Origin of the sequence: Ectothiorhodospira mobilis (genome assembly GCF_900114895.1) — a bacterium.
GTDB lineage: Bacteria > Pseudomonadota > Gammaproteobacteria > Ectothiorhodospirales > Ectothiorhodospiraceae > Ectothiorhodospira > Ectothiorhodospira mobilis_A.
Genome location: NZ_FOUO01000006.1, coordinates 53,272 through 73,143, shown reverse-complemented (window position 1 = coordinate 73,143; position 19,872 = coordinate 53,272). Strand labels below are relative to the sequence as shown.

General features: G+C 70.1%; 19 protein-coding genes. 8 read left to right on the top strand and 11 right to left on the bottom strand.

The genetic code is table 11. From position 1 onward, the window contains the following. Window positions 1–55: 55 nt before the first annotated feature. Window positions 56–1,213 (bottom strand): 8-amino-7-oxononanoate synthase, encoded by a 1,158-nt coding sequence (bioF, locus tag BM214_RS06255; RefSeq protein WP_090484626.1) that lies wholly within the window; start codon window positions 1,211–1,213, stop codon window positions 56–58. A 10-nt stretch (window positions 1,214–1,223) separates the two neighbouring features. Then, entirely contained in the window at window positions 1,224–2,198 is a 975-nt protein-coding gene (bioB, locus tag BM214_RS06250) for a biotin synthase BioB (RefSeq protein WP_090484624.1), read from the bottom strand. Window positions 2,199–2,467: 269 nt separating this feature from the next. Here bioB and BM214_RS06240 point away from each other — a divergent pair, with 269 nt between their 5' ends. Beyond that, window positions 2,468–3,175, top strand: coding sequence for a ComF family protein (locus BM214_RS06240; protein ID WP_090484619.1), 708 nt, complete (start codon window positions 2,468–2,470; stop codon window positions 3,173–3,175). A 112-nt stretch (window positions 3,176–3,287) separates the two neighbouring features. Here the strand turns inward: BM214_RS06240 and ubiA are convergent, their stop codons facing one another. The 4 genes from ubiA to hemB form a co-directional block, all read right to left on the bottom strand. After that, on the bottom strand, window positions 3,288–4,178 hold the full coding sequence (ubiA, locus tag BM214_RS06235) for a 4-hydroxybenzoate octaprenyltransferase (protein ID WP_244887870.1): 891 nt from the start codon (window positions 4,176–4,178) through the stop codon (window positions 3,288–3,290). A 263-nt stretch (window positions 4,179–4,441) separates the two neighbouring features. Continuing rightward, window positions 4,442–5,101, bottom strand: coding sequence for a YiaD family glycine zipper/OmpA-like lipoprotein (locus BM214_RS06230; protein ID WP_090484616.1), 660 nt, complete (start codon window positions 5,099–5,101; stop codon window positions 4,442–4,444). A 67-nt stretch (window positions 5,102–5,168) separates the two neighbouring features. After that, on the bottom strand, window positions 5,169–5,990 hold the full coding sequence (aroE, locus tag BM214_RS06225) for a shikimate dehydrogenase (protein WP_090484614.1): 822 nt from the start codon (window positions 5,988–5,990) through the stop codon (window positions 5,169–5,171). A gap of 6 nt (window positions 5,991–5,996) precedes the next feature. After that, window positions 5,997–6,998: a porphobilinogen synthase gene (hemB, locus tag BM214_RS06220; protein ID WP_090484612.1), complete on the bottom strand. Its 1,002-nt coding sequence runs from the start codon at window positions 6,996–6,998 to the stop codon at window positions 5,997–5,999. A 241-nt stretch (window positions 6,999–7,239) separates the two neighbouring features. On the opposite strand from hemB, the gene BM214_RS06215 reads away from it, so the two are divergent. From BM214_RS06215 to BM214_RS06205, 3 genes are all read left to right on the top strand, one after another. Then, entirely contained in the window at window positions 7,240–7,905 is a 666-nt protein-coding gene (locus BM214_RS06215; RefSeq protein ID WP_090484610.1) for an alpha/beta hydrolase, read from the top strand. Window positions 7,906–8,017: 112 nt separating this feature from the next. After that, a complete protein-coding gene (locus BM214_RS06210; RefSeq protein WP_090484608.1) occupies window positions 8,018–8,317 on the top strand; it encodes a type II toxin-antitoxin system RelE/ParE family toxin in 300 nt (99 codons plus the stop codon). Further along, entirely contained in the window at window positions 8,314–8,610 is a 297-nt protein-coding gene (locus BM214_RS06205; RefSeq protein WP_090484606.1) for an addiction module antidote protein, read from the top strand. Before BM214_RS06210 ends, BM214_RS06205 begins: the two co-directional genes overlap by 4 nt. Window positions 8,611–8,661: 51 nt before the next feature. Here the strand turns inward: BM214_RS06205 and BM214_RS06200 are convergent, their stop codons facing one another. The 5 genes from BM214_RS06200 to argH form a co-directional block, all read right to left on the bottom strand. Then, window positions 8,662–11,424: a sensor histidine kinase gene (locus tag BM214_RS06200; protein WP_090484604.1), complete on the bottom strand. Its 2,763-nt coding sequence runs from the start codon at window positions 11,422–11,424 to the stop codon at window positions 8,662–8,664. Beyond that, window positions 11,421–11,705 (bottom strand): hypothetical protein, encoded by a 285-nt coding sequence (locus BM214_RS06195; RefSeq protein WP_090484602.1) that lies wholly within the window; start codon window positions 11,703–11,705, stop codon window positions 11,421–11,423. The genes BM214_RS06200 and BM214_RS06195 overlap by 4 nt, the downstream gene beginning before the upstream one ends. 4 nt (window positions 11,706–11,709) lie before the next feature. Next, window positions 11,710–13,851, bottom strand: coding sequence for a 3'-5' exonuclease (locus BM214_RS06190; protein ID WP_090484600.1), 2,142 nt, complete (start codon window positions 13,849–13,851; stop codon window positions 11,710–11,712). A 14-nt stretch (window positions 13,852–13,865) separates the two neighbouring features. Further along, window positions 13,866–14,246: a response regulator transcription factor gene (locus BM214_RS06185; RefSeq protein ID WP_090484598.1), complete on the bottom strand. Its 381-nt coding sequence runs from the start codon at window positions 14,244–14,246 to the stop codon at window positions 13,866–13,868. A gap of 177 nt (window positions 14,247–14,423) precedes the next feature. Next, entirely contained in the window at window positions 14,424–15,821 is a 1,398-nt protein-coding gene (gene argH / locus BM214_RS06180) for an argininosuccinate lyase (protein ID WP_090484596.1), read from the bottom strand. A gap of 122 nt (window positions 15,822–15,943) precedes the next feature. On the opposite strand from argH, the gene BM214_RS12985 reads away from it, so the two are divergent. From BM214_RS12985 to BM214_RS06160, 4 genes are all read left to right on the top strand, one after another. Continuing rightward, entirely contained in the window at window positions 15,944–17,026 is a 1,083-nt protein-coding gene (locus tag BM214_RS12985; RefSeq protein WP_090484594.1) for a sensor histidine kinase, read from the top strand. Continuing rightward, the gene (locus BM214_RS06170) at window positions 17,023–17,757 is read left to right on the top strand and encodes a LytR/AlgR family response regulator transcription factor (protein ID WP_090484592.1); all 735 of its coding nucleotides are present in this window, start codon (window positions 17,023–17,025) and stop codon (window positions 17,755–17,757) included. The genes BM214_RS12985 and BM214_RS06170 overlap by 4 nt, the downstream gene beginning before the upstream one ends. A gap of 168 nt (window positions 17,758–17,925) precedes the next feature. After that, window positions 17,926–18,882, top strand: a complete 957-nt coding sequence (gene hemC, locus BM214_RS06165; RefSeq protein ID WP_090484590.1) for a hydroxymethylbilane synthase — start codon at window positions 17,926–17,928, stop codon at window positions 18,880–18,882. A gap of 8 nt (window positions 18,883–18,890) precedes the next feature. Continuing rightward, window positions 18,891–19,727, top strand: a complete 837-nt coding sequence (locus BM214_RS06160; protein WP_090484588.1) for a uroporphyrinogen-III synthase — start codon at window positions 18,891–18,893, stop codon at window positions 19,725–19,727. Window positions 19,728–19,872 lie beyond the last annotated feature (145 nt).

Genomic DNA, 19,872 nt, shown 5'->3' with positions numbered 1-19,872 from the left:
AAGCTCGTTCGTGGGGTTTTTTGCCCCAGGTCGGGATCCGGGGCGACCGGCGGGGTCAGGGATGCAGCCCCCCCAGGGCCTCCAGGAGCCGGTCCACCTCATCCTCGTCATGGGCCGCGCTCAGGGTCACCCGCAGGCGCGCACCCCCCTCGGGGACCGTGGGGGGGCGGATGGCGGGCACCAAAAATCCCGCCTGCAGCAGGCGCCGGCTGAGGTCCACGGCACGCCCGGCGTCCCCCACGAGGACCGGCTGGATGGGGGTCTGGCTGGGCATGAGCGCCAGTCCCAGCTGCGCCGCCCCGCTGCGGAAGCGGTGCACGTGGGCGTGCAGCCGGGCGCGGCGCTCGGGCTCGTCGACCAGCACCCGCAGGGCCTCGCGGGCGGCCTCGGCCACCGGGGCGGGCATGGCGGTGGTGTAGATGTAGGTGCGGGCCGACTGGATCAGGGTCTCGATGAGGGCCTCGGAGCCGGCCACGAAGGCCCCGGCGGTGCCCAGGGCCTTGCCCAGGGTGCCCATGAGGACGGGCACCCGCCGCGCATCCAGACCCAGGTGTTCCAGAGTGCCCGCGCCGGTGGCGCCGAGGACGCCAAGAGCGTGGGCGTCATCCACCATGAGCCAGGCCCTGGCGGCGGCGGCCCGCTCCGCCAGGGCGGGCAGCGGCGCCAGGTCGCCGTCCATGGAGAAGACGCCATCGGTGCTCACCAGGATCTCGCGCCCGTCCCCCTCCAGGGCCGCCAGGCACCGGGCCAGGTCCTGATCATCGCCGTGGCGATAGCGGCGCAGGCGCGCGCCGCAGACAGCGGCGGCATCGATGAGGGAGGCGTGGTTGAGGCGGTCCTGCAGCAGGTGGTCGCCCCGTCCGAGCAGGGCCTGGGCCACCCCCAGGTTGGCCATGTAGCCGGTGGAGAAGAGCAGGGCGCGCTCGCGTCCGGTGAAGGCGGCCAGTTCCTCTTCCAGGGCGTGGTGGGCGCGGCTGTGGCCGTTCACCAGGTGGGCCGCCCCGGCGCCGACGCCGTAGCGTTCGGCGCCGCGCTTCAGGGCCGCCACCAGGCGCGGATGGGCGGCCAGCCCCAGGTAGTCGTTGCTGCAGAAGGCCAGCAGCGAGCGGCCGTCCACCGTCTGCCGGGGGGCCTGGGGGCCCTCCAGCACGCGCCGGCTACGGTAGCGGTCCCCGGCACGGCGCTGCGCCAGTTCGGCGGCCAGATCGCGCACGGCAGCGGCCTCAGGCGGCGTCGCTCTCCTGATCCTGCAGGCTGCGGGTGCGCAGGCCCAGGCGGCGCATGAGCTGGTCGTCGTGGTTCTCGGTGGCGTTGTCGGTGGTGAGCAGCTTCTCGCCGTAGAAGATGGAGTTGGCGCCGGCGAAGAAGCACAGGGCCTGCATCTCGTCGCTCATCTCGCTGCGCCCGGCGGAGAGGCGTACATGGGAGCGGGGCATGAGGATGCGCGTGGCAGCGACGATGCGCACGAACTCCAGGGGGTCGATGGGTTCGCTCTCGGCCAGGGGCGTGCCTTCCACCCGCACCAGGTTGTTGATGGGCACGGACTCCGGATGGCGCGGGAGGTTGGCCAGCTGCTGCAGCAGGCTGGCGCGGTCGCGGCGGGATTCGCCCATGCCCAGGATGCCGCCGGAGCAGACGTTGATGCCGGCGTCGCGCACATGGGCCAGGGTCTCCAGGCGGTCCTGGTAGGTGCGGGTGGTGATCACCTGGCCGTAGTATTCCGGCGAGGTGTCCAGGTTGTGGTTGTAGTAGTCCAGGCCGGATTCCTTCAGCCGGCGGGCCTGCATCTCGGTAAGCATGCCCAGGGTCATGCAGGTCTCCAGGCCCAGTTCGCGCACGCCCCGGACCATCTCGATCACCTTGTCCAGGTTCTTGTCCGTGGGGTTGCGCCAGGCGGCCCCCATGCAGAAGCGGGTGGCCCCCTCCGCCTTGGCCTTGCGCGCCTCCTCCAGCACCTCCTCCACCGACATCAGGCGCTCGGGCTCCACCTCGGCATGGTGGTGGGCGCTCTGGGAGCAGTAGCCGCAGTCCTCCGAGCAGGCCCCGGTCTTGATGGAGAGCAGGCGGCTCACCTGGATCTCATTGGGATCGAAGTGGGCCCGGTGCACCGTGTGGGCCTCGAACAGCAGGTCGTTGAAGGGGCGCTCCAGGAGGTGGAGGATCTCGTCCACCGCCCAGTCGTGACGGAGTTCAGCCATGTTCAGGCTCCTTGGGGATAGCCAGGTCTTGCCAGTGTCCCCGTCCCATGCGCAGGATGGCGCAAGACGGGGAGGATGATCGCGGCGGCCATGCGCCCCTGGATCCGGGACCGGAACGACTCCGGCGGGAAGAAGGGGGCGACCGCCCGGCGGCTTCGCCGCGATAGGCCGGACACTGTGTGCCCGATCCCGGGCCGGATAGCCGCTGAGACGTCCCGGGGCAGCGGCAATATAACGCAATACAGGCCATGGTGACAGGGAGGTAAACCATGCCCCATCCCTTGTGGTCCCGCATCGGCGGCGCCCTCGTGGAGACCCTCTACCCGCCGCTGTGCCTGTGCTGCGGCGCGCCGGGGCAGGGGGGGATGGACCTGTGTCCCGACTGCGCCCGGGAGTTGCCCCTGGCCGGGCCTGCCTGCCAGCGCTGCGCCCGCCCCCTGCCCGCCGCCGCAGGCCCCATTTGCGGGGACTGCCTGCGGCACCCGCCCGCCTTCGACGCCGCCCGGGCGGCCCTGCGCTACCAGTGGCCCGTGGATACCTGGATCGCCCGCTTCAAGTTCCGCGGGCGCCTCAACCACGGCCGGCTGCTGGCCCGGCTCATGGCCGGGCAACTGCTCCCCGGGGCGCAGCCCCCCGACTGCATCCTGCCGGTCCCCCTGCACCGCCACCGCCTGGCGCAGCGGGGGTTCAACCAGGCGGCGGAACTGGCCCGCCCCCTGGCGCAGGCCCTGCAGGTCCCCCTGGTGCCGGATGCGGTGCGCCGCACCCGGGCCACCCCGCCGCAACAGACCCTGTCCGCCGCCCGCAGGCGGCACAACCTGCGCGGGGCCTTCGCGGTGCGGGCAGGCTTCGCCCCGGGGCATGTGCTGCTGGTGGACGATGTCATGACCACCGGCTCCACCCTGGACGAGCTGGCCCGCCGGCTGAAGGCGTCGGGGGTGCGTCGCGTGGAGGTGTGGGTGGCGGCGCGGGCGTGAAGCACGGTGCGGGCCGCGGGCTGCGCCGCCGGAGTAGGGTGTTCCGGCCCCCAGCGGCCGGTTCCCGGACGCGCCGTACAGTAAAGCCCCGCCGTTCAAGCCGGGGAGGATGTCAAAGGGCGTAGTCCGCCAACAGGCCCAGAAACACCGCGGCGCCGAACCAGTTGTTGTTCAGAAAGGCCCGGAAGCAATCCGCGGGCATGCGGTCGTGGATGAGGTACTGCTGATAGAGGGCCAGTGCGGCGGCCAGCGTCAGGCCCAGGTGGTACCACAGCCCCAACCCCGCCTGCTGCCCCAGGAGCACCAGCCCCAGGAGCACCAGGGCCTGCAGGGCGCCGATGATGCCCCGGTCCGCCTCGCCGAAGAGGATGGCGCTGGACTTGACCCCGATCTTCAGGTCATCCGCCCGGTCCACCATGGCATACATGGTGTCGTAGGCGGTGGCCCAGAGGATGGTGATGCAGAAGATGAGCCAGCCCACGGGCGGGGGCAGGGCGCCGGTCTGGGCGGCGAAGGCCATGGGGGCGCCCCAGCCGAAGGCCATGCCCAGGTGCACCTGGGGCAGGTGATGGTAGCGCTTCATGAAGGGGTAGGTGCCGGCCAGCAGCACCCCCACCACCGACAGGGCCACGGTGAGGGGGTTAGTGAGCAGCACCAGGCAGAAGGCGAGGAAGGCCAGCACCATGGCCACCGCCACCGCCTCCGCCGGGCGCACCCGCCGGCAGGCCAGGGGGCGGTCCCGGGTGCGCTGCACGCGGCCGTCGATGTGCCGGTCGGCGAAGTCGTTCATGGCGCAGCCGGCGGCCCGCATGAGGAAGACGCCCCCCACGAACACCCCCAGGATGAGGGGGTCCGGCGGCCCTTCGGCGGCGATCCACAGGGCCCAGAGGGTGGGCCAGAGCAGCAGCAGGGTGCCAATGGGGCGGTGCAGCCGCGCCAGCAGGGCGTACTGGATCAGCCTGGCTCGCACTCCCTTGGCGTAGTCGGCGGTCTCGGTATTCACGGCATCGGGGCCAATGCTGGGGATGGATGCTCCGCACCCGGCGGTCCCCGGTCTCCCGGCGCCGCGCAGGAACGGATCGAGTCTATCAGAGCCTAGCGCGCCGGGGACGCCCTGCCAAACCCGGCGCCCACGCCACGAAGCCCCCGTGGGCCCTGCCGGGCCCCGGGATGAGGCGATCTTCCCCATGCCCGGATCCTACAGCTCAAGGGGCGCCATGCCGGACGGGCCCCGGGCTTCCAGGAAGGTCTGAGGGGCCCCGGGGATCAGCGGGTCAGGGGCACGAAGGTCAGCTCCACGCGGCGGTTGAGGGCGCGCCCCCGGGCGGTATCGTTGCCGGCCACCGGACGGTGGGGGCCGAAGCCTACGGTTTCCAGGCGCACCGGCGCCACCCCCCGGCTCTCCAGGTAGCGGGCCACGCTCTCGGCGCGGCGGCGGGAGAGGTCCATGTTGTAGTCCACGCTGCCGGTGCTGTCGGTGTGCCCCGCCACCTGGATGGCGGTCTTCTCGTACTTCTTCGCCACCACGGCCACGGAGTCCAGCACGTCGTAGAACCGGGCCTTCACCTCCGCCCGGTCCACGTCGAAGGTGATGTTGCCGGGCATGTTCAACACCACGTTGTTCCCCACGCGGGTGACGCTCACGCCGGTGCCCTCCAGCTGCTGGCGCAGCTCCATCTCCTGACGGTCCATGTAGTTGCCCACGGCGCCGCCGGCCAGGGCGCCGATGCCGGCGCCGATCATGGCGCGCTGGGTGCGGTCGTGGTCGCCGCTGAGGCTACCCACCACGGCGCCGCCGATGGCCCCGATGGCGGCCCCCTTGGTGGCGTTGCTCACCTTCTCCTCCCGGGTGTAGGGGTCCAGGGTGGTGCAGCCGGCCAGGGCCACGGCGGCGGCGACGATGAGGGACGGGATCATGAAACGCATGGGACCAACCTCATTGGGAAGGGAATGGGAAAAGGGTACCCCCGCCCCGCGGGGACGGACGCGGCGTTCATCCACCGGGCCTCAGCTGCGCCCGCACCGGGGCGGTGTCCGGCCGGCAGCCGCGCCAGAGGCGGAAGGACTCGGCGGCCTGTTCCACCAGCATGCCCAGGCCGTCGGCGGTCCAGGCGGCACCGTGGTCCCGGCCCCAGCGCACGAAGGCCGTGGGGGTGTCGCCGTACATCATGTCATAGCAGCCGGCCCCGGGGGCCAGCAGGTCATCGGGCAGGGGCGGGACCTGGTCGCCCAGGCCGGCGGCGGTGGCGTTGATCACCAGATCGTATTGCCCCCCGGCCAGATCCTCCAGGCCGCCGCCGGTGACCGCCCCCAGGTCGGCGAAATCCGCCGCCAGATCCCGCGCCCGGGCGGCGGTGCGGTTGGCGATGTGCAGCGCGCCGACCCCCGCCTGCAGCAGGGGCTGGAGCACGCCCCGGGCCGCGCCCCCGGCCCCCAGCAACAGGACCCGGCGCCCGGCCAGGTCCTGATCCAGGTTGCGCGTCAGGTCGGTCACCAGGCCCGCCCCGTCGGTGTTGTCCCCTGCCAGGCGCCCGCCCTCCACCATGAGGGTGTTCACCGCCCCCGCGCGCCGGGCACGGGGGGCGAGGGTATCGGCCAGATCAAAGGCCTGGCGCTTGAAGGGCACGGTGACGTTGAAGCCCCGGTAGCCCCGCGCCACCAGATCGCGCACGGTGTCGGCGAAGCCGTCTTCCGGGGCCAGCACCGCCTCGTAGTCCATGGCCTGCCCCGTCTGGCGGGCGAACAGGCCATGGATGAGGGGGGACTTGCTATGGCCGATGGGGTTGCCAAGGACGGCGTAGCGGTCCTGAGCCATGGGCCTTCAGTCCATCCACTCCAGGGCCTGACGGGCGTAGTAGGTGAGGATGCCGTCCGCCCCGGCGCGCTTCATGCAGGTGAGGGCCTCCAGCACGCAGGCCTTCTCGTCGATCCAGCCGTTCTGGCCCGCCGCCTTGAGCATGGCGTACTCACCGCTCACATGGTAGGCGAAGGTGGGCACGCCGAAGGTCTCCTTCACCCGGCGCACGATGTCCAGGTAGGGCATGCCGGGCTTGATCATGACCATGTCGGCCCCTTCCTCCAGGTCCATGGCCACCTCCTGCAGGGCCTCGTCGGAGTTGTGGGGGTCCATCTGGTAGGTGTACTTGTTGCCGGCCCCCAGGTTGGCGGCGGAGCCCACGGCATCGCGGAAGGGGCCGTAGAAGCTGGAGGCGTACTTGGCGGAATAGGCCAGGATGCGGGTGTGGATGTGCCCGCCTTCCTCCAGGGCCTCGCGGATGGCACCGATGCGTCCGTCCATCATGTCCGAGGGGGCCACCACGTCGGCACCGGCCTCGGCGTGGGACAGGGCCTGCTGGGTGAGCACCTCCACGGTCTCGTCATTGAGCACGTAGCCGGTCTCGTCGATGAGGCCGTCCTGCCCGTGGATGGTGAAGGGGTCCAGGGCCACGTCGGTGATCACCCCCATCTCCGGCACGGCGTCCTTGAGGGCGCGCACCGCGTTCTGGGCCAGGCCGTCGGGGTTATAGGCCTCGGCGGCGTCCTCGGTCTTCTTGCCGGCGGGGGTCACGGGGAACAGGGCCATGGCGGGGATGCCCAGGCGGGCGGCGGCGCGGGCCTCCTCCACCAGCAGGTCGATGGAGAGGCGTTCCACCCCGGGCATGGAGGGCACCGGCTCCCGCTGGCCCTGGCCCTCCAGGACGAACACCGGGTAGATGAAATCGTCGGGGGTGAGCAGGTTCTCCCGCATCAGCCGGCGGGAGAACTCATCCCGCCGCATGCGACGGGGACGGACCATGGGGAAGTAACCTTTGAACTGGGACATCGTGCCCTCCAGGCTTGATCGGCGTTGTACGGGTCCGGGACCGCGCGGGGGAGGACACGGCCCGGCGGCGACCGCTCCCCCGCACCCCGTTTCGGGTCCTCAGGATAGCGGATTTGGCCGCGGCGGGCATACGGGCAGGGGACAGGACCGGGGGGCGCCGCGCGGGCGGCTTGGCGGGGACCCGGGCCCGAGCCGTAGAATGCCGGGCATTCACCCATCCTGCGGAGATCCCTGTAGCCCCATGGACACCTCACCCCTGGAATCCGTGATCGTCGACACCGGCGCCCACCCCGACACCTGCATCCTCTGGCTCCACGGCCTGGGGGCCGACGGCCACGACTTCGAGCCCATCGTGCCGGAGTTGCCCCTGCCGCCGGGGGCCGCCGTGCGCTTCGTCTTCCCCCATGCCCCGGTGCGGCCGGTGACCCTCAACAACGGCATGGCCATGCGGGCCTGGTACGACTTCCGGGCCCTGGACCCGGGCCGGGGCGAGGACCATGCCCAGGTGGGGGAGACCGTGGCCCTGATCCAGGAACTGGTGGCCCGGGCCCGCGGCGAACACCAGCGGGTGATCCTGGGGGGGTTCTCCCAGGGCGGGGCCGTGGCCCTGCTGGCGGGCCTGGGGGAAGGGCCGGCCCCCGATGCCGTCTTTGCCCTGTCCACCTACCTGCCCGACGCGGACAAGGCAGGCATCGCCCTGGCACAGCGGACCCGGGGGCTGCCCGTGTTCATGGCCCACGGCAGCATGGATGCGGTGATCCCGGTGGACTTCGGCCGCCGCTCGGCCCGGGCCCTGCAGGCCCTGGGGGTGGACCTGCAGTGGCACGAGTACCCCATGCCCCACAGCGTCTGCGGCGACGAGGTGCGCGACCTGGGGGCATGGCTCACCCCCTTGCTCCCAGGCTGAGGCCCTTCCGGGTATTCGACGATGGCCAAATGATCATCAGCCTCAGGCGTGCCCGGTGGAGAGGCAGTCATTGATCATATGTAGTTTATAGACTACAATTCATCGATTTCCCGTGCTCGAAATCAAACAGACCGACACCTATCACAAATGGGAGCGCAAACTCCGCGATCAACGCGCCAAGGCGTTGATCGCGGCGCGTATCTTCCGTCTCGCCAATGGCTTGCCAGGCGATGTGCGGCCTGTAGGGCAAGGCATCAGCGAGCTGCGGATACATCATGGCCCCGGGTATCGAATCTACTTCAAGCTTCGCGGCGGCGAAATCATGATTCTTCTTTGCGGTGGTGACAAGAGTACGCAGCAGCGCGATATCGAGACAGCAAAGCGTCTTGCCTCAGAATGGGAGGTGTTATGACGGACAAGGTTTTCGACTACGATCCAGCGGCAGCGCTGGAAAGCGAAGAGGCCATTGCGGTATTTCTGGCGGATGCGCTGGAAACCGGAGATTCTGCCTACATCGCCAAGGCGATGGGCGTTGTCGCACGCGCCAAGGGCATGAGCGAACTTGCCCGGGAGACCGGTCTTTCCCGTGAGCAGCTTTATCGCTCTTTCAGTGAGCAAGGTAACCCGACGCTGAAAACCATGCTGGCCGTGATGCGCGCGCTTGGCATTGACCTGACGGCACGCCCGCATAAGCCAGGCGTTTGAGTGGACCGGGGGCCTTTATGTGCCCATGGGCAGCGGCGATGCCCGGTAAACTCAGCCGGCCCCCTTCGACACCCCCTCCCCGCCCGCGGGGGAGGCCTCCCGGGGCAGGGTGAAGGCGAAGCGCGCGCCTTCACCGGGGCGCGGGTCCACCCAGATACGCCCCCCCAGGTGCTCCACGATGCGCCGGCAGATCACCAGCCCCAGGCCGGTGCCCGGGGGGCGGTCGGTGAGCACGTCCCCCACCTGGCGGAACTTCTGGAACAGGTGGGGGGCCTCCGCCTCGGGGATGCCCGGGCCGTTGTCCTCCACCTCCACCCGCAGGACGTCCGCCTCCTGGACGAGGCGCAGGCGCACCCGCCCCGTGCCCTCGGGGGCGAATTTCACCGCGTTGGAGAGCAGGTTGATGATCACCTGCATGAGCCGGTCCCGGTCGGTGTTGTAGGGCACCGGACCTGCGGGCAGTTCCAGATCCAGGCGTACGCCCTTGTTCGCGAACAGCTGGCCCGTGGCCTCGGCGGCGTCCTGCAGGATACGCTTCAGGTCCCAGGACTCAGGGTACCAGCGCATGGCCCCGGACTCCAGCTTGGCCAGGTCCAGCACCTGGTTGATGAGCCGGGTGAGGCGCTCGCTCTCGCTGATGATGATGCCCAGAAAGGCCTGGCGCCGCTCGGGGTCCAGGTCCGGGTGGTCGTGGAGGATCTCGGTGAAGGAGCGGATGGAGGTGAGGGGGGTACGCAGCTCGTGGGTGACGGTGGCGATGAAGTCGTCCTTCATGCGGTCCAGTTGCTGCAGCTGGGCATTGGCGGCGCGCAGTTCCCGGGTGGCCGCCTCCAGCTCCCGGGACTTGGCCTCCAGCTTCTGGCTGTAGGCGATGACCTGGCTGGCCTCGTCCAGGATCTCCATCACCTCGTCCAGGCTCACCACCTCCCCCTGGGCCACGTTGGACACCAGCACCCGCGCCGAGGCCGTGCCCACGGAGCCCGCCAGCAGGCGCTCGCACAGGTGCACCAGTTCGGCGTCGGCGTCCCGGGTGCGGGACAGGTCCACCCCATGGCGGCGGGCGTATTCATCGAAGGCCCGACGCGCCCGGGCCTCGCCGATGAAACGGCGCAGCAGGTCGAAGAGGTCGTCCACCGTGGCCGAACCGCGCCAGAAGCGGGAGATGCCGTAGCGCCCCGCCGACAGGCGGAACACGTCCACGAACAGGCTGGCCTGGATGCGCTCGATGGCATCCTGCTGGCTGAGCAGGGACACCCCCACGTAGGCCCCCAGGTTCACCAGCATGGACCACACCAGGGCGTGGGTCACCGGCGCCAGGCCCTCCAGCCCGAACAGGGCATGGGGCCGCAGCCAGGCCAGGCCCAGGGGGCCGTCGGCGACGAAGCTCCCGGGCACCCAGCCGGCATGGGCCAGGGTGGGCAGGAACAGGGTATAGGCCCAGACGGTGAACCCCGCGGCCATGCCCGCCAGGGCCCCCTGGCGCGTGGCCCCCTTCCAGAAGATGCCCCCCAGGAGGGCGGGGGCGAACTGGGCCACGGCGCAGAACGACACCAGCCCCATGCCCACCAGGGCCAGGGAATCGCCGGTGGCGCGGATGTAGACATAGCCCAGCAGGATCACCCCCAGGATGGCGGCACGGCGGATGCGCAGCACCAGGCGGGTGAGGTCGGTGCGCCGGTCCAGGCGCAGCCAGCGCAGGCGCAGCAGGGCGGGCATGATCAGGTCGTTGCCCAGCATGGTGGCCAGGGCCACCGTCTCCACGATCATGGCGGTGGCCGCCGACAGCCCCCCCAGAAAGACCACCAGCGCCAGGGCGGTCCAGTCCCGGGACAGGGGCAGGGCGAGGACATAGGTGTCCGGGTGGATGCCGGAATCCTCCAGCAGCAGCACCCCGGCGAAGGCGATGGGCAGCACGAACAGGTTGATGGCGAACAGGTACAAAGGGAAGAGCCAGGCGGCGTCGCGCACGTGGCGCTCGCGCACGTTCTCCACCACCGCCACCTGGAACTGGCGGGGCAGGGCCAGGATGGCCACCATGGACACCAGGGTGAGGGCGATCCAGTGGCCATAGTCCCCGGGACTGCCCATGTGGAACAGCTGCGCAAGCCGGGCATGGTCCGCGGCCTGGTCGAACAGATCCGCCGGCCCGGAGAAGAGCACGAAGGTGATCACGGCCCCGGCCAGCAGGAAGGCCACCAGCTTCACCAGGGATTCGAAGGCGATGGCCGCCACCATGCCCGAGTGGTGTTCCGAGGCGTCCACATGGCGGGTGCCGAAGAGGATGGCGAAGATCGCCAGGATGAGGGCGGCGTAGAAGGCCTCGTCGGTGTAGAAGGCGCCGTTGCCCACCAGGGCATCCGCCGCCACCGGGTGGTCCACCATGACGGAAAAGGTGATGGACACGGCCTTGAGCTGCAGGGCGATGTAGGGCACCAGCCCCACCAGGGCGATGGCCGCCACCAGTCCCCCCAAGAGGGGCCGCTTGCCGTGGCGCGAGGCGATGAAATCGGCGATGGAGGTGATGCGGTTGATCTTGGAGATGCGCACCATCTTGCGCAGCACGATCCACCACAGGGCCGCCATGAGGGTGGGGCCGAGATAGATGGGCAGGTAGTGCACCCCCTGCTCCGCCGCCAGGCCGACGCTGCCATAGAAGGTCCAGGAGGTGCAGTAGACGGCGATGGACAGGGCGTAGACGTAGGGGCTCTGCATGATGCCCCCCTCGCGTCCCGATCGCCGGTCCCCCCAGAAGGCGATGGCGAACATGGCCAGCAGGTAGACCAGGGACACCCCCGCCACCATGGCGGTGTTCATGGCTCCCGCTCCGCGGGGCCCGGGGCCTCCTCCCCGTCCTCGCCGTGCACGGAACCCAGGGCGATCCAGGCGATCACCAGGATCAGCGCCAGCCAGGCTCCGTAGAGATAGCAAAACAGCAGCGGGATCCCCGCCGGCCGCGCGGCGGTGTCGAAGACCACCAGCAGGGGCGGGAAGAACAGCACCCAGCCCAACAGGAAGGCGGCCACATAGCGCTCCCGGGCGCCGCTGGCGGGGGGGCGCCGCCCGTTGCCGGAGCCGTTGCCGCGGGCCCCGGCCATGACCTCAGAACCCCACCGCCGGGCCGCGCCCGTCCTGCAGGGCCAGGCTGCGCTCCCGCTGGCGCAACTGGGCGGCCATGCTGGAGGAGCGCATCACCTCGCCGAAGGTGCGATAGCCTTGGGCGCGCAGGCGCTCCATGAGGCGCACCAGCAGGTGGGCGGTGGCCACGGCATCCCCCAGGGCGGTGTGGCGGCCCTCGATCTCGATGCCATAGCGGGCGATGAGGGCATCCAGGGAATGGTCCTCGTTCTCGTCCTCCACCATCACCGACAGCAGCAGGGTGTCCAGCACCGGGTTGTCGAAGCGCACGCCGCAGTCCGGCTCCTTGAGGCTGATGAACTTCATGTCGAAGGCGGCGTTGTGGGCCACCATGACGGCATCCCCGACGAAACGCTTGAACCGGGGCAGGACCTGGGTGATGTCGGGCTGGCCCTGCACCTGCTGGTCGGTGATGCCGTGGAAGCGAATGGAACTGGGGGGGATGGGGCGGCCCGGATGGATGAGCTGCTCGAAGGTCTCGCCGGTGAGCACCCGGCCCTTGACCACCCGCACCCCGGCGATGGAGATGATCTCGTCCCCGCCCATGGGGTTGAGCCCGGTCATCTCGCAGTCGAAGACCACGAAGCTCAGGTCCTCCAGGGGGATGGCCGCCCGCTGCGGGTCCCCCTCGTGCTCGCGCATGAGGCCGAAGTCGTAGAACTCCGGCCGCGGCGGCAGCCGCGACCCCTCGGCCTGGAACTGGGGCCGGCTGGGGGGGATCATGGGCAGGCGCAGCAGGGCATGCTCGCCGTCGTCGCAGGCCTGGCTCCAGAGTTCGATGCCGTGGCGCTCCAGCACGTCCCGCAGGGTCTGCCCCCCCATCTCGTCGCCGCACTCGGAGTCCAGCCAGCGTTCCAGCTGCGCCGCCGGCACGGCGGGCCCCCGCCAGGTGAGGTCCAGGTAGACGCGGCGGTCCCCCAGGAGGGTCTGCGCGCCATAGTGCCGGGCCCCGGTGTGACGCACCAGGTGGCGCAGCAGGCACTCCAGGGCCCGCACCAGGGAGAGGCTGTCCCCCTGGATCCAGAGGGGCTGGCCCGCCATCTCCAGGGTCACATCGGGCAGGTCGTCGCGCAGGCGCTGGCGCACCCCCTCCAACAGGTCATCGCTGTACAGGTCGGACATGGGGAAGCGGCCCAGGGCGTGCCCACGGAAGCGCTCCGCCAGTTCCTCCAGGCGCGTGCTCAGGGTCTCGCTCTCGCTGCGCAGCACCTGCTGGAAGGCGCGGCGGTCCTCCTGGGACATGTGGGGATGGGCGTCCAGAGTCTCGGCGGCGGCCCGCAGGTTGCCCACGGCGCCGCGCAGGTCGGTGGTGAGGGCGCGGCGCACCGCGTCCACCTGCTGCATGGTGTCCACCTCGCTGGAGATGTCCACCAGGGTGAGGAGATAGGCGCTGGTCTGCCCGCCCCCGTCCAGGATCAGGGACATGCGGCCCTGCAGCACCCGCGTCGCCAGGGCATTGGTGCAGACGAAGCGGGCGCTGGGCTCCGCCCCCGCATCCGCCTGCCGGCGGCGCCATTCCAGGCGCTCCAGGGTGTGGAGCACCGGTGCGCGGGAGACCACGTCGAACAGGGGCCGGCCCAGGCCCACCGCCTCCGGGGCCTCCAGGAGGCTTACGGCGGCGGGGTTGTAGAGCAGGATCTGGTGACGGCGGTTGCACACCACCACCCCCTCGGCCAGGCCCTGGAGGATGGTCTCCAGCCAGCTCTTCTGTTCGTTGATCTGGGCGGTGGCGGTGGCCATGGCGCTGCGGATCTCCCGGCGGGAGCCCTTGAGGCCGTCGCCCAGGGCCTGCACGGCGGCCGGCAGGTCGCCCAGGGCATGGCCCCGGGGCGGGTGGATCTCGGTATCGGCGGTGCGGGATTCCAGCAGGGCGCGCACGTCCCGGGCCAGGATGCGGGCGGGCCGGCGCACGTGGCGGCGAATGAGCCAGGCGCACAGGGCCACCGGGGGGAGCAGGGCCAGGGTCCCCAGGAGCGGGGCCCCGAACAGGTCTCGGGGCGGCAGGCCCCGGGCCAGGAGATCCCAGTTGGCCACCGCCACCATGGCGCCGTAGCCAAAGACCACCACGAGGGCCAGGGCAAGGGGGATGGGCAGGCGTCTATCCACCGGGGGATGGGGGGTCAGGTCTCGCCCTGGGGCATGTAGGCGCGCACACGCTCCACCACCTCGCGGGTGGAGAAGGGCTTGGTGATGTAGTCGTCCGCCCCCATGGCCAGGCCCTTTTCCCTCTCGATCTGGCGGCCCTTGGCGGTGAGCATGAGGATGCGCACGTCGCGCCATTCGGGATTGGCGCGGATGGTCTGGCAGACCTCGTAGCCGTCCCGCCGGGGCAGCATCACGTCCAGCAGGATCACCTGCGGCGGCTGCTGGCGCACGGCCTCCAGGGCGCTGTCGCCGTCCCGGGCGACGCGCACGTCGAAGCCCGCCTGCTTCATCAGGAACTCCAGCGATAGGACGATATTGGGCTCATCGTCCACCACCAGTACCGATTGCGGCGACATGCACTCCTCCTCCGTACCCGGCGGTGGCGCCGATGCGCCCGCCGCCGGGCGGTCCGCTACCGCGGGGGCGGCGGACCCTGCCGGGTCCTGTCGATCTTTTTCGGATCTTGTCGTTGTCCTGCCGGGGCCGCGGGGCCCCGGGGCCACCATAGCACAGACGCCCCGGGGCGTCGTGGTTCAGCCCGTGCCGATGCGGGCCCGGGCCTCCTGGATGCGCGCGCGCACCTGGTCGGGGGCGGTGCCGCCGTGCACGTTGCGGGCCGCCAGGGAGCCCTGCAGGGTGAGCACGTCGAAGACGTCCGCTTCGATGGTGGTGGAGAAGCGGCGCAGTTCCTCCAACTCCATTTCCCCCAGGTCGCGGCCGGTCTCCAGGCCGTGGCGCACCGCCCGGCCCACCACCTCGTGGGCGTCGCGAAAGGCCATGCCCTTGCGCACCAGGTAGTCCGCCAGGTCGGTGGCGGTGGCGAATCCCTTGCGCGTGGCCTCCTCCATGGCCGCGGCCCGCACCTGGATATGGGGCACCATGTCGGCAAAGGCCCGCAGGCTGCCGGCCAGGGTGTCCACGGTATCGAACAGGGGTTCCTTGTCCTCCTGGTTGTCCTTGTTGTAGGCCAGGGGCTGGGCCTTCATGAGGGTGAGCAGGGACACCAGGTTGCCGTTGACCCGGCCGGTCTTGCCCCGCACCAGCTCGGGCACGTCGGGGTTCTTCTTCTGCGGCATGATGGAGGAGCCGGTGCAGAAGCGGTCCGGCAGGTCCACGAAACCGAACTGGGCGCTGGCCCAGAGCACCAGCTCCTCGGAGAAGCGGGAGAGGTGGGTCATGATCAGGGCCCCGGCGGCGCAGAACTCGATGGCGAAGTCGCGGTCACTCACCGCGTCCAGGGAGTTGTCGGAGACGGCATCAAAGCCCAGTAGTTCGGCGGTGTAGTGCCGGTCCAGGGGGTAAGGGGTGCCCGCCAGGGCGGCGGAGCCCAGGGGCAGCACGTTGACCCGGCGGCGGCAGTCGCCAAGACGGGCGTGGTCCCGCTCCAGCATCTCGAACCAGGCCATCATGTGGTGGCCGAAGGTGACGGGCTGCGCGGTCTGCAGGTGGGTGAAGCCGGGCATCACCGTCGCCGCCTCGCGTTCGGCCAGGTCCAAAAGCCCCCGCTGCAGGCGACGCAGCTCGGCCATGAGGTCGTCGATGGCCTCGCGCAGGTAGAGGCGGATGTCGGTGGCCACCTGGTCGTTGCGGGAGCGGCCGGTGTGCAGCTTCTTGCCCACGTCGCCGATGCGCTGGGTGAGCCGCGCCTCCACGTTCATGTGCACGTCCTCAAGGGACACGGACCAGTCGAAGTCCCCGGACTCGATCTCCGCGCGCACCAGTTCCAGTCCCTCCAGGATCTGCCGGCACTCCGCATCGGTGAGCACCCCCACCCGGGCGAGCATGCGGGCATGGGCCATGGAGCCCTCGATGTCGTGGCGGTAGAGGCGGCGGTCGAAGTCCACCGAGGCGGTGAAGGCCTCGACGAAACGGTCCGTGGGTTCCGAGAAGCGCCCGCCCCAGGGTTTGTCCTGTGATGCCTTTGAATTCATGACCCGTCTGCGTCTTTGCTCGTGAATCGTTTAGTATACCATTGGCACACCCGGGGCGCGGGCACCCGGCAACCCAACCTCAACAGGCCCGCCCACGGCGGGAAAGAGGCGGCGCGCGCAGCATGAGGACCGGCCAGCACAAGACCCAGGAACACCCCCATGTCGACCCCGGGGGACAGGCGATCTTCCTCCCCAATTTCTGCGAGGGTCGCACCTTCTTCCTCGTGGTGCTCATCGCCCAGCTGCTGGCCTTCCTGGTGGCCCTCTCCTCCAACCCGCCGCAACAGGGCTTCTGGGTCAACCTGGCCCTGGTGTCCCTGTTCGTGCAATGGGTGGCCCTGGGCACGGGGCTGGTGCTGTGCCTGGCGCGCCGTTTCCTGGACCGGCTGGGCCCCTTCGTAGCGGCGGCGGGCACCTGGCTCATCATCCAGGCCGTGATCCTGGTGTTCACCCTCCTGGCCCTGGGCATGGGCCGCCTCTGGGGCTGGGAGACCCTGGGCAGCGGCCTCAGTCACGAGGAGTTTTTGCTGCGCACCCTCGCCATCGGCGCCATCGTCAGCGCCGTGGCCCTGCGTTACCTCTATGTACAGAAGCAGTGGCAGCACAACGTGGAGGCGGAGGCCCGCTCCCGGGTGCAGGCCCTGCAGGCGCGCATCCGCCCCCACTTCCTCTTCAACAGCATGAACACCATCGCCAACCTCACCCGCAGCCGCCCGGAGGTGGCCGAATCCACGGTGATGGACCTGGCGGACCTGTTCCGCGCCACCCTCTCCAGCCGGGAGACGGGCACCCTCTCGGAGGAGATCGCCCTGGCCCGGCAGTACCTGCGCATCGAGGCCCTGCGCCTGGGGGAGCGGCTGCAGGTGCACTGGGATGTGGATGAGCGGCTGTCGCCGGATCATCCCGTGCCCAGCCTCATCCTCCAGCCCCTGGTGGAGAACTCCGTCTATCACGGCATCGAACCCAGCACCGAGGGGGGTACGGTGACGGTGGCCCTGCGTCAGGCCGGGGAGATGCTGCGCATCACCGTGGAGAACCCCATGCCCTCCCAGGAACACCGGCGCAGGCGCCCGGGCAACCGTTTTGCCCAGGAGAGCATCCGCCAGCGCCTGGCCCTGGCCTACCGCGGCCGGGCGCGCATGGAGACCACCCAGTCCGCGGACCACTACCGCGTGGACATCCTGGTCCCGAGGAGAACGTCATGAAGGTCCTCATCGTCGATGATGAACAGCCGGCCCGCGAACGCCTGGCCACCCTGTTGCGCGCCCTGCCGGAGTATGAGGTGGCGGGGGAGGCGGCCAACGGCGTGGAGGCGGTGCGCGTGGCCGCGCAGACCCATCCGGAGATCGTGCTCATGGACATCCGCATGCCGGGCATGGACGGTCTCGAGGCGGCGCGTCACATGGCGCAGATGGAGACCCCGCCGGCCATCCTCTTCGTCACCGCCTACGAGACCCATGCCATCGAGGCCTTCGAGGCCCAGGCGGTGGACTACCTGCTCAAGCCCGTGCGCGAGGAACGCCTGCGCAGCGCCCTGGAGAAGGCCCAGCGCCCCAACCGGGCGCAGCTGGAGGGGTTGAACCAGTCCACCCGCGAGGAGACGGCCCGCAGCCACATCTGCGCCCGGGTGCGGGGCAACCTGGAGCTGATCCCGGTGGAGAGCGTGCACTACTTCCAGGCCGACCAGAAATACGTCACGGTGCGCCACGACGGCGGCGAGGTGCTCATCGAGGAGCCCCTCAAGGCCCTGGAGGAGGAGTTCGGCGACCGTTTTCTGCGCATCCACCGCAATGCCCTGGTGGCCCGCGACCGCTTCAGCGGCATGGAGAGGCGGGACCACGGGGGGTTCGAGGTGGTGCTCAAGGGCAGCGAAGAGCGCCTGGAGGTGAGCCGCCGCCACGTGGCCGAGGTGCGCCGCTTCCTCAAGAGCCTCTGATCCCCGGCAAGGGAACCCGACCGAAGGCCGGAGACCCGGCCTGGGTCAACAAAAGTTGACACAGCCCCGTCTGCCCCGTGTGTTGAAAGGCAGACATAATGTATGGTTGCGTTGTACGATACCGCGAATCCCCAATAGGGTCATTCTTTCACGAGCCATCACCCGCCCATGCCCAAGACTGAATTGAAGATCGCCACCCGCAAGAGCCCCCTCGCCGTATGGCAGACCGAGGAGGTGGCCCGCCGGGTCAAGGCCCTGTTCCCCGACGTACAGATCACCCTGGTGAAGATGACCACCCAGGGGGACGTGATGCTGGACACCCCCCTGGCCAAGGTGGGCGGCAAGGGCCTGTTCGTGAAGGAACTGGAGACCGCCCTCATGGACGGCACCGCGGACATCGCCGTGCATTCCATGAAGGACGTGCCCATGGAACTGCCCGAGGGCCTGGAACTGCCGGTGGTCCTGGACCGGGAGGATCCCCACGACGCCTTCGTCTCCAATCAGTACAGCTGCCTGGAGGACCTGCCGGAGAACGCCCGTGTGGGCACCTCCAGCCTGCGCCGCCAGAGCCAGTTGCGCGCCCGCTTCCCCGGCTTCCAGGTACTGGACCTGCGCGGCAACGTGAACACGCGTCTGTCCAAGCTGGACAACGGCGTCTACGACGCCATCCTGCTGGCCTCGGCCGGGCTCAAGCGCCTGGGTTTCGGCGAGCGCATCACCCGCGTGCTGGACGCGGACGAGAGCCTGCCCGCCATCGGCCAGGGGGCCATCGGCATCGAGTGCCGCGCCAACGACCCCGAGGTCATGGAACTCATCTCGCCCCTCAACGACCCGGACACCCTCGTGCGCGTCACCGCCGAGCGCGCCTTCAACGCCCGCCTCAACGGCGGCTGCCAGGTGCCCATCGGCGGCTACGCCGTGCTGCGTGAGGACGGCAGCCTGTACATGCGCGGCCTGGTGGGCGAGCCGGACGGTTCCCTGGTGCATCGCGCCAGCCTGGAGGGGCCGCAGGAACAGGCCGCCGAGATCGGCGTGGCCCTGGCGGAACAGCTCTTGCGCGAAGGGGCGGACCGCATCCTCCGCGACCTGGGACTCAATCCGGTACAACCGCCTTCAGGCGACTGAACGATGCCATGAGTGCTGCGGGATCCAGGGCGACAATCCACGGACAGGCGGCCCCCGCCCCATTGCAGGGGGTGACGGTCCTGGTCACGCGCCCGGCGCACCAGGCGGAGGGCTTCTGCCGTCTGGTGGAGACGGCCGGGGGGCGGGCGCTGCGCTTCCCCGCCCTGGAGATCCAGGACCCCGCGGACCTTGCAGCCCTGGATGCCGTCATCGACCGTCTGGATGGCTACAGGATCGCCATCTTCATCAGTCCCAATGCGGTCCACCGTGCCATCGGCCGCATCCATGCCCGGCGGGGCAAGCTGCCGCCGGGCCTGAAACTGGCCACCGTGGGCCGCAAGACGGCCCTGGCCCTGGAGAGACTGGGCTACCGTGCGGACATCTGTCCGCCGGCCCGCTTCGACAGCGAGGCCCTGCTGGAACAGCCACAACTGCAGGACGTGGCGGACCGTCCGGTCGTCATCTTCCGGGGTGAGGGGGGACGGGAATTGCTAGGTGCTACACTCACTGCTCGTGGGGCCAAGGTGACCTACGCCGAGGCCTACCGGCGCGGACGGCCCGACGTCGACCCCGGTCCTGTGCTGCGGCTGTGGTCGCAGGGAGACGGGCATGTGATCGCCATCACGAGCAGCGAGGCCCTGCGCAACCTGTACGAGATGATGGGCGAGGCGGGGCGGCAACGGCTATGCAGCACGCCCCTGGTGGTGGGCTGCGGGCGCATGGTGGACACGGCCCGGGAGATGGGCTTCAAACAGACCCCAGTGGTGGCCGATGACCCCAGCGACGAGGCCATGCTGGAGGCCGTGCAGAAATGGGCTGAAAAGAGGAAGCAAACTCATGAGTAGACAGAAATCCAATCAAAGAGCCAAAGGCGGCAACAAGCCGAAGGCGACCCGGGTGACCGGCACGGGCCCGGTAAACCAGGACAAGGCGCCTGTCGGGGGCGGGCGCCCGGTCGAGGACGCGCTGGGTTCTGCTCCGGCTCAGGAC

Excerpts from the sequence above, each read along its gene's own strand:
- bioB (WP_090484624.1), bottom strand. The coding sequence starts at position 2,198 with ATGGCTGAACTCCGTCACGACTGGGCGGTGGACGAGATCCTCCACCTC.
- BM214_RS06240 (WP_090484619.1), top strand. The coding sequence starts at position 2,468 with ATGCCCCATCCCTTGTGGTCCCGCATCGGCGGCGCCCTCGTGGAGACC.
- BM214_RS06230 (WP_090484616.1), bottom strand. The coding sequence starts at position 5,101 with ATGCGTTTCATGATCCCGTCCCTCATCGTCGCCGCCGCCGTGGCCCTG.
- aroE (WP_090484614.1), bottom strand. The coding sequence starts at position 5,990 with ATGGCTCAGGACCGCTACGCCGTCCTTGGCAACCCCATCGGCCATAGC.
- hemB (WP_090484612.1), bottom strand. The coding sequence starts at position 6,998 with ATGTCCCAGTTCAAAGGTTACTTCCCCATGGTCCGTCCCCGTCGCATG.
- BM214_RS06215 (WP_090484610.1), top strand. The coding sequence starts at position 7,240 with ATGGACACCTCACCCCTGGAATCCGTGATCGTCGACACCGGCGCCCAC.
- BM214_RS06205 (WP_090484606.1), top strand. The coding sequence starts at position 8,314 with ATGACGGACAAGGTTTTCGACTACGATCCAGCGGCAGCGCTGGAAAGC.
- BM214_RS06200 (WP_090484604.1), bottom strand. The coding sequence starts at position 11,424 with ATGAACACCGCCATGGTGGCGGGGGTGTCCCTGGTCTACCTGCTGGCC.
- BM214_RS06195 (WP_090484602.1), bottom strand. The coding sequence starts at position 11,705 with ATGGCCGGGGCCCGCGGCAACGGCTCCGGCAACGGGCGGCGCCCCCCC.
- BM214_RS06185 (WP_090484598.1), bottom strand. The coding sequence starts at position 14,246 with ATGTCGCCGCAATCGGTACTGGTGGTGGACGATGAGCCCAATATCGTC.
- argH (WP_090484596.1), bottom strand. The coding sequence starts at position 15,821 with ATGAATTCAAAGGCATCACAGGACAAACCCTGGGGCGGGCGCTTCTCG.
- BM214_RS12985 (WP_090484594.1), top strand. The coding sequence starts at position 15,944 with ATGAGGACCGGCCAGCACAAGACCCAGGAACACCCCCATGTCGACCCC.
- BM214_RS06170 (WP_090484592.1), top strand. The coding sequence starts at position 17,023 with ATGAAGGTCCTCATCGTCGATGATGAACAGCCGGCCCGCGAACGCCTG.
- hemC (WP_090484590.1), top strand. The coding sequence starts at position 17,926 with ATGCCCAAGACTGAATTGAAGATCGCCACCCGCAAGAGCCCCCTCGCC.
- BM214_RS06160 (WP_090484588.1), top strand. The coding sequence starts at position 18,891 with ATGAGTGCTGCGGGATCCAGGGCGACAATCCACGGACAGGCGGCCCCC.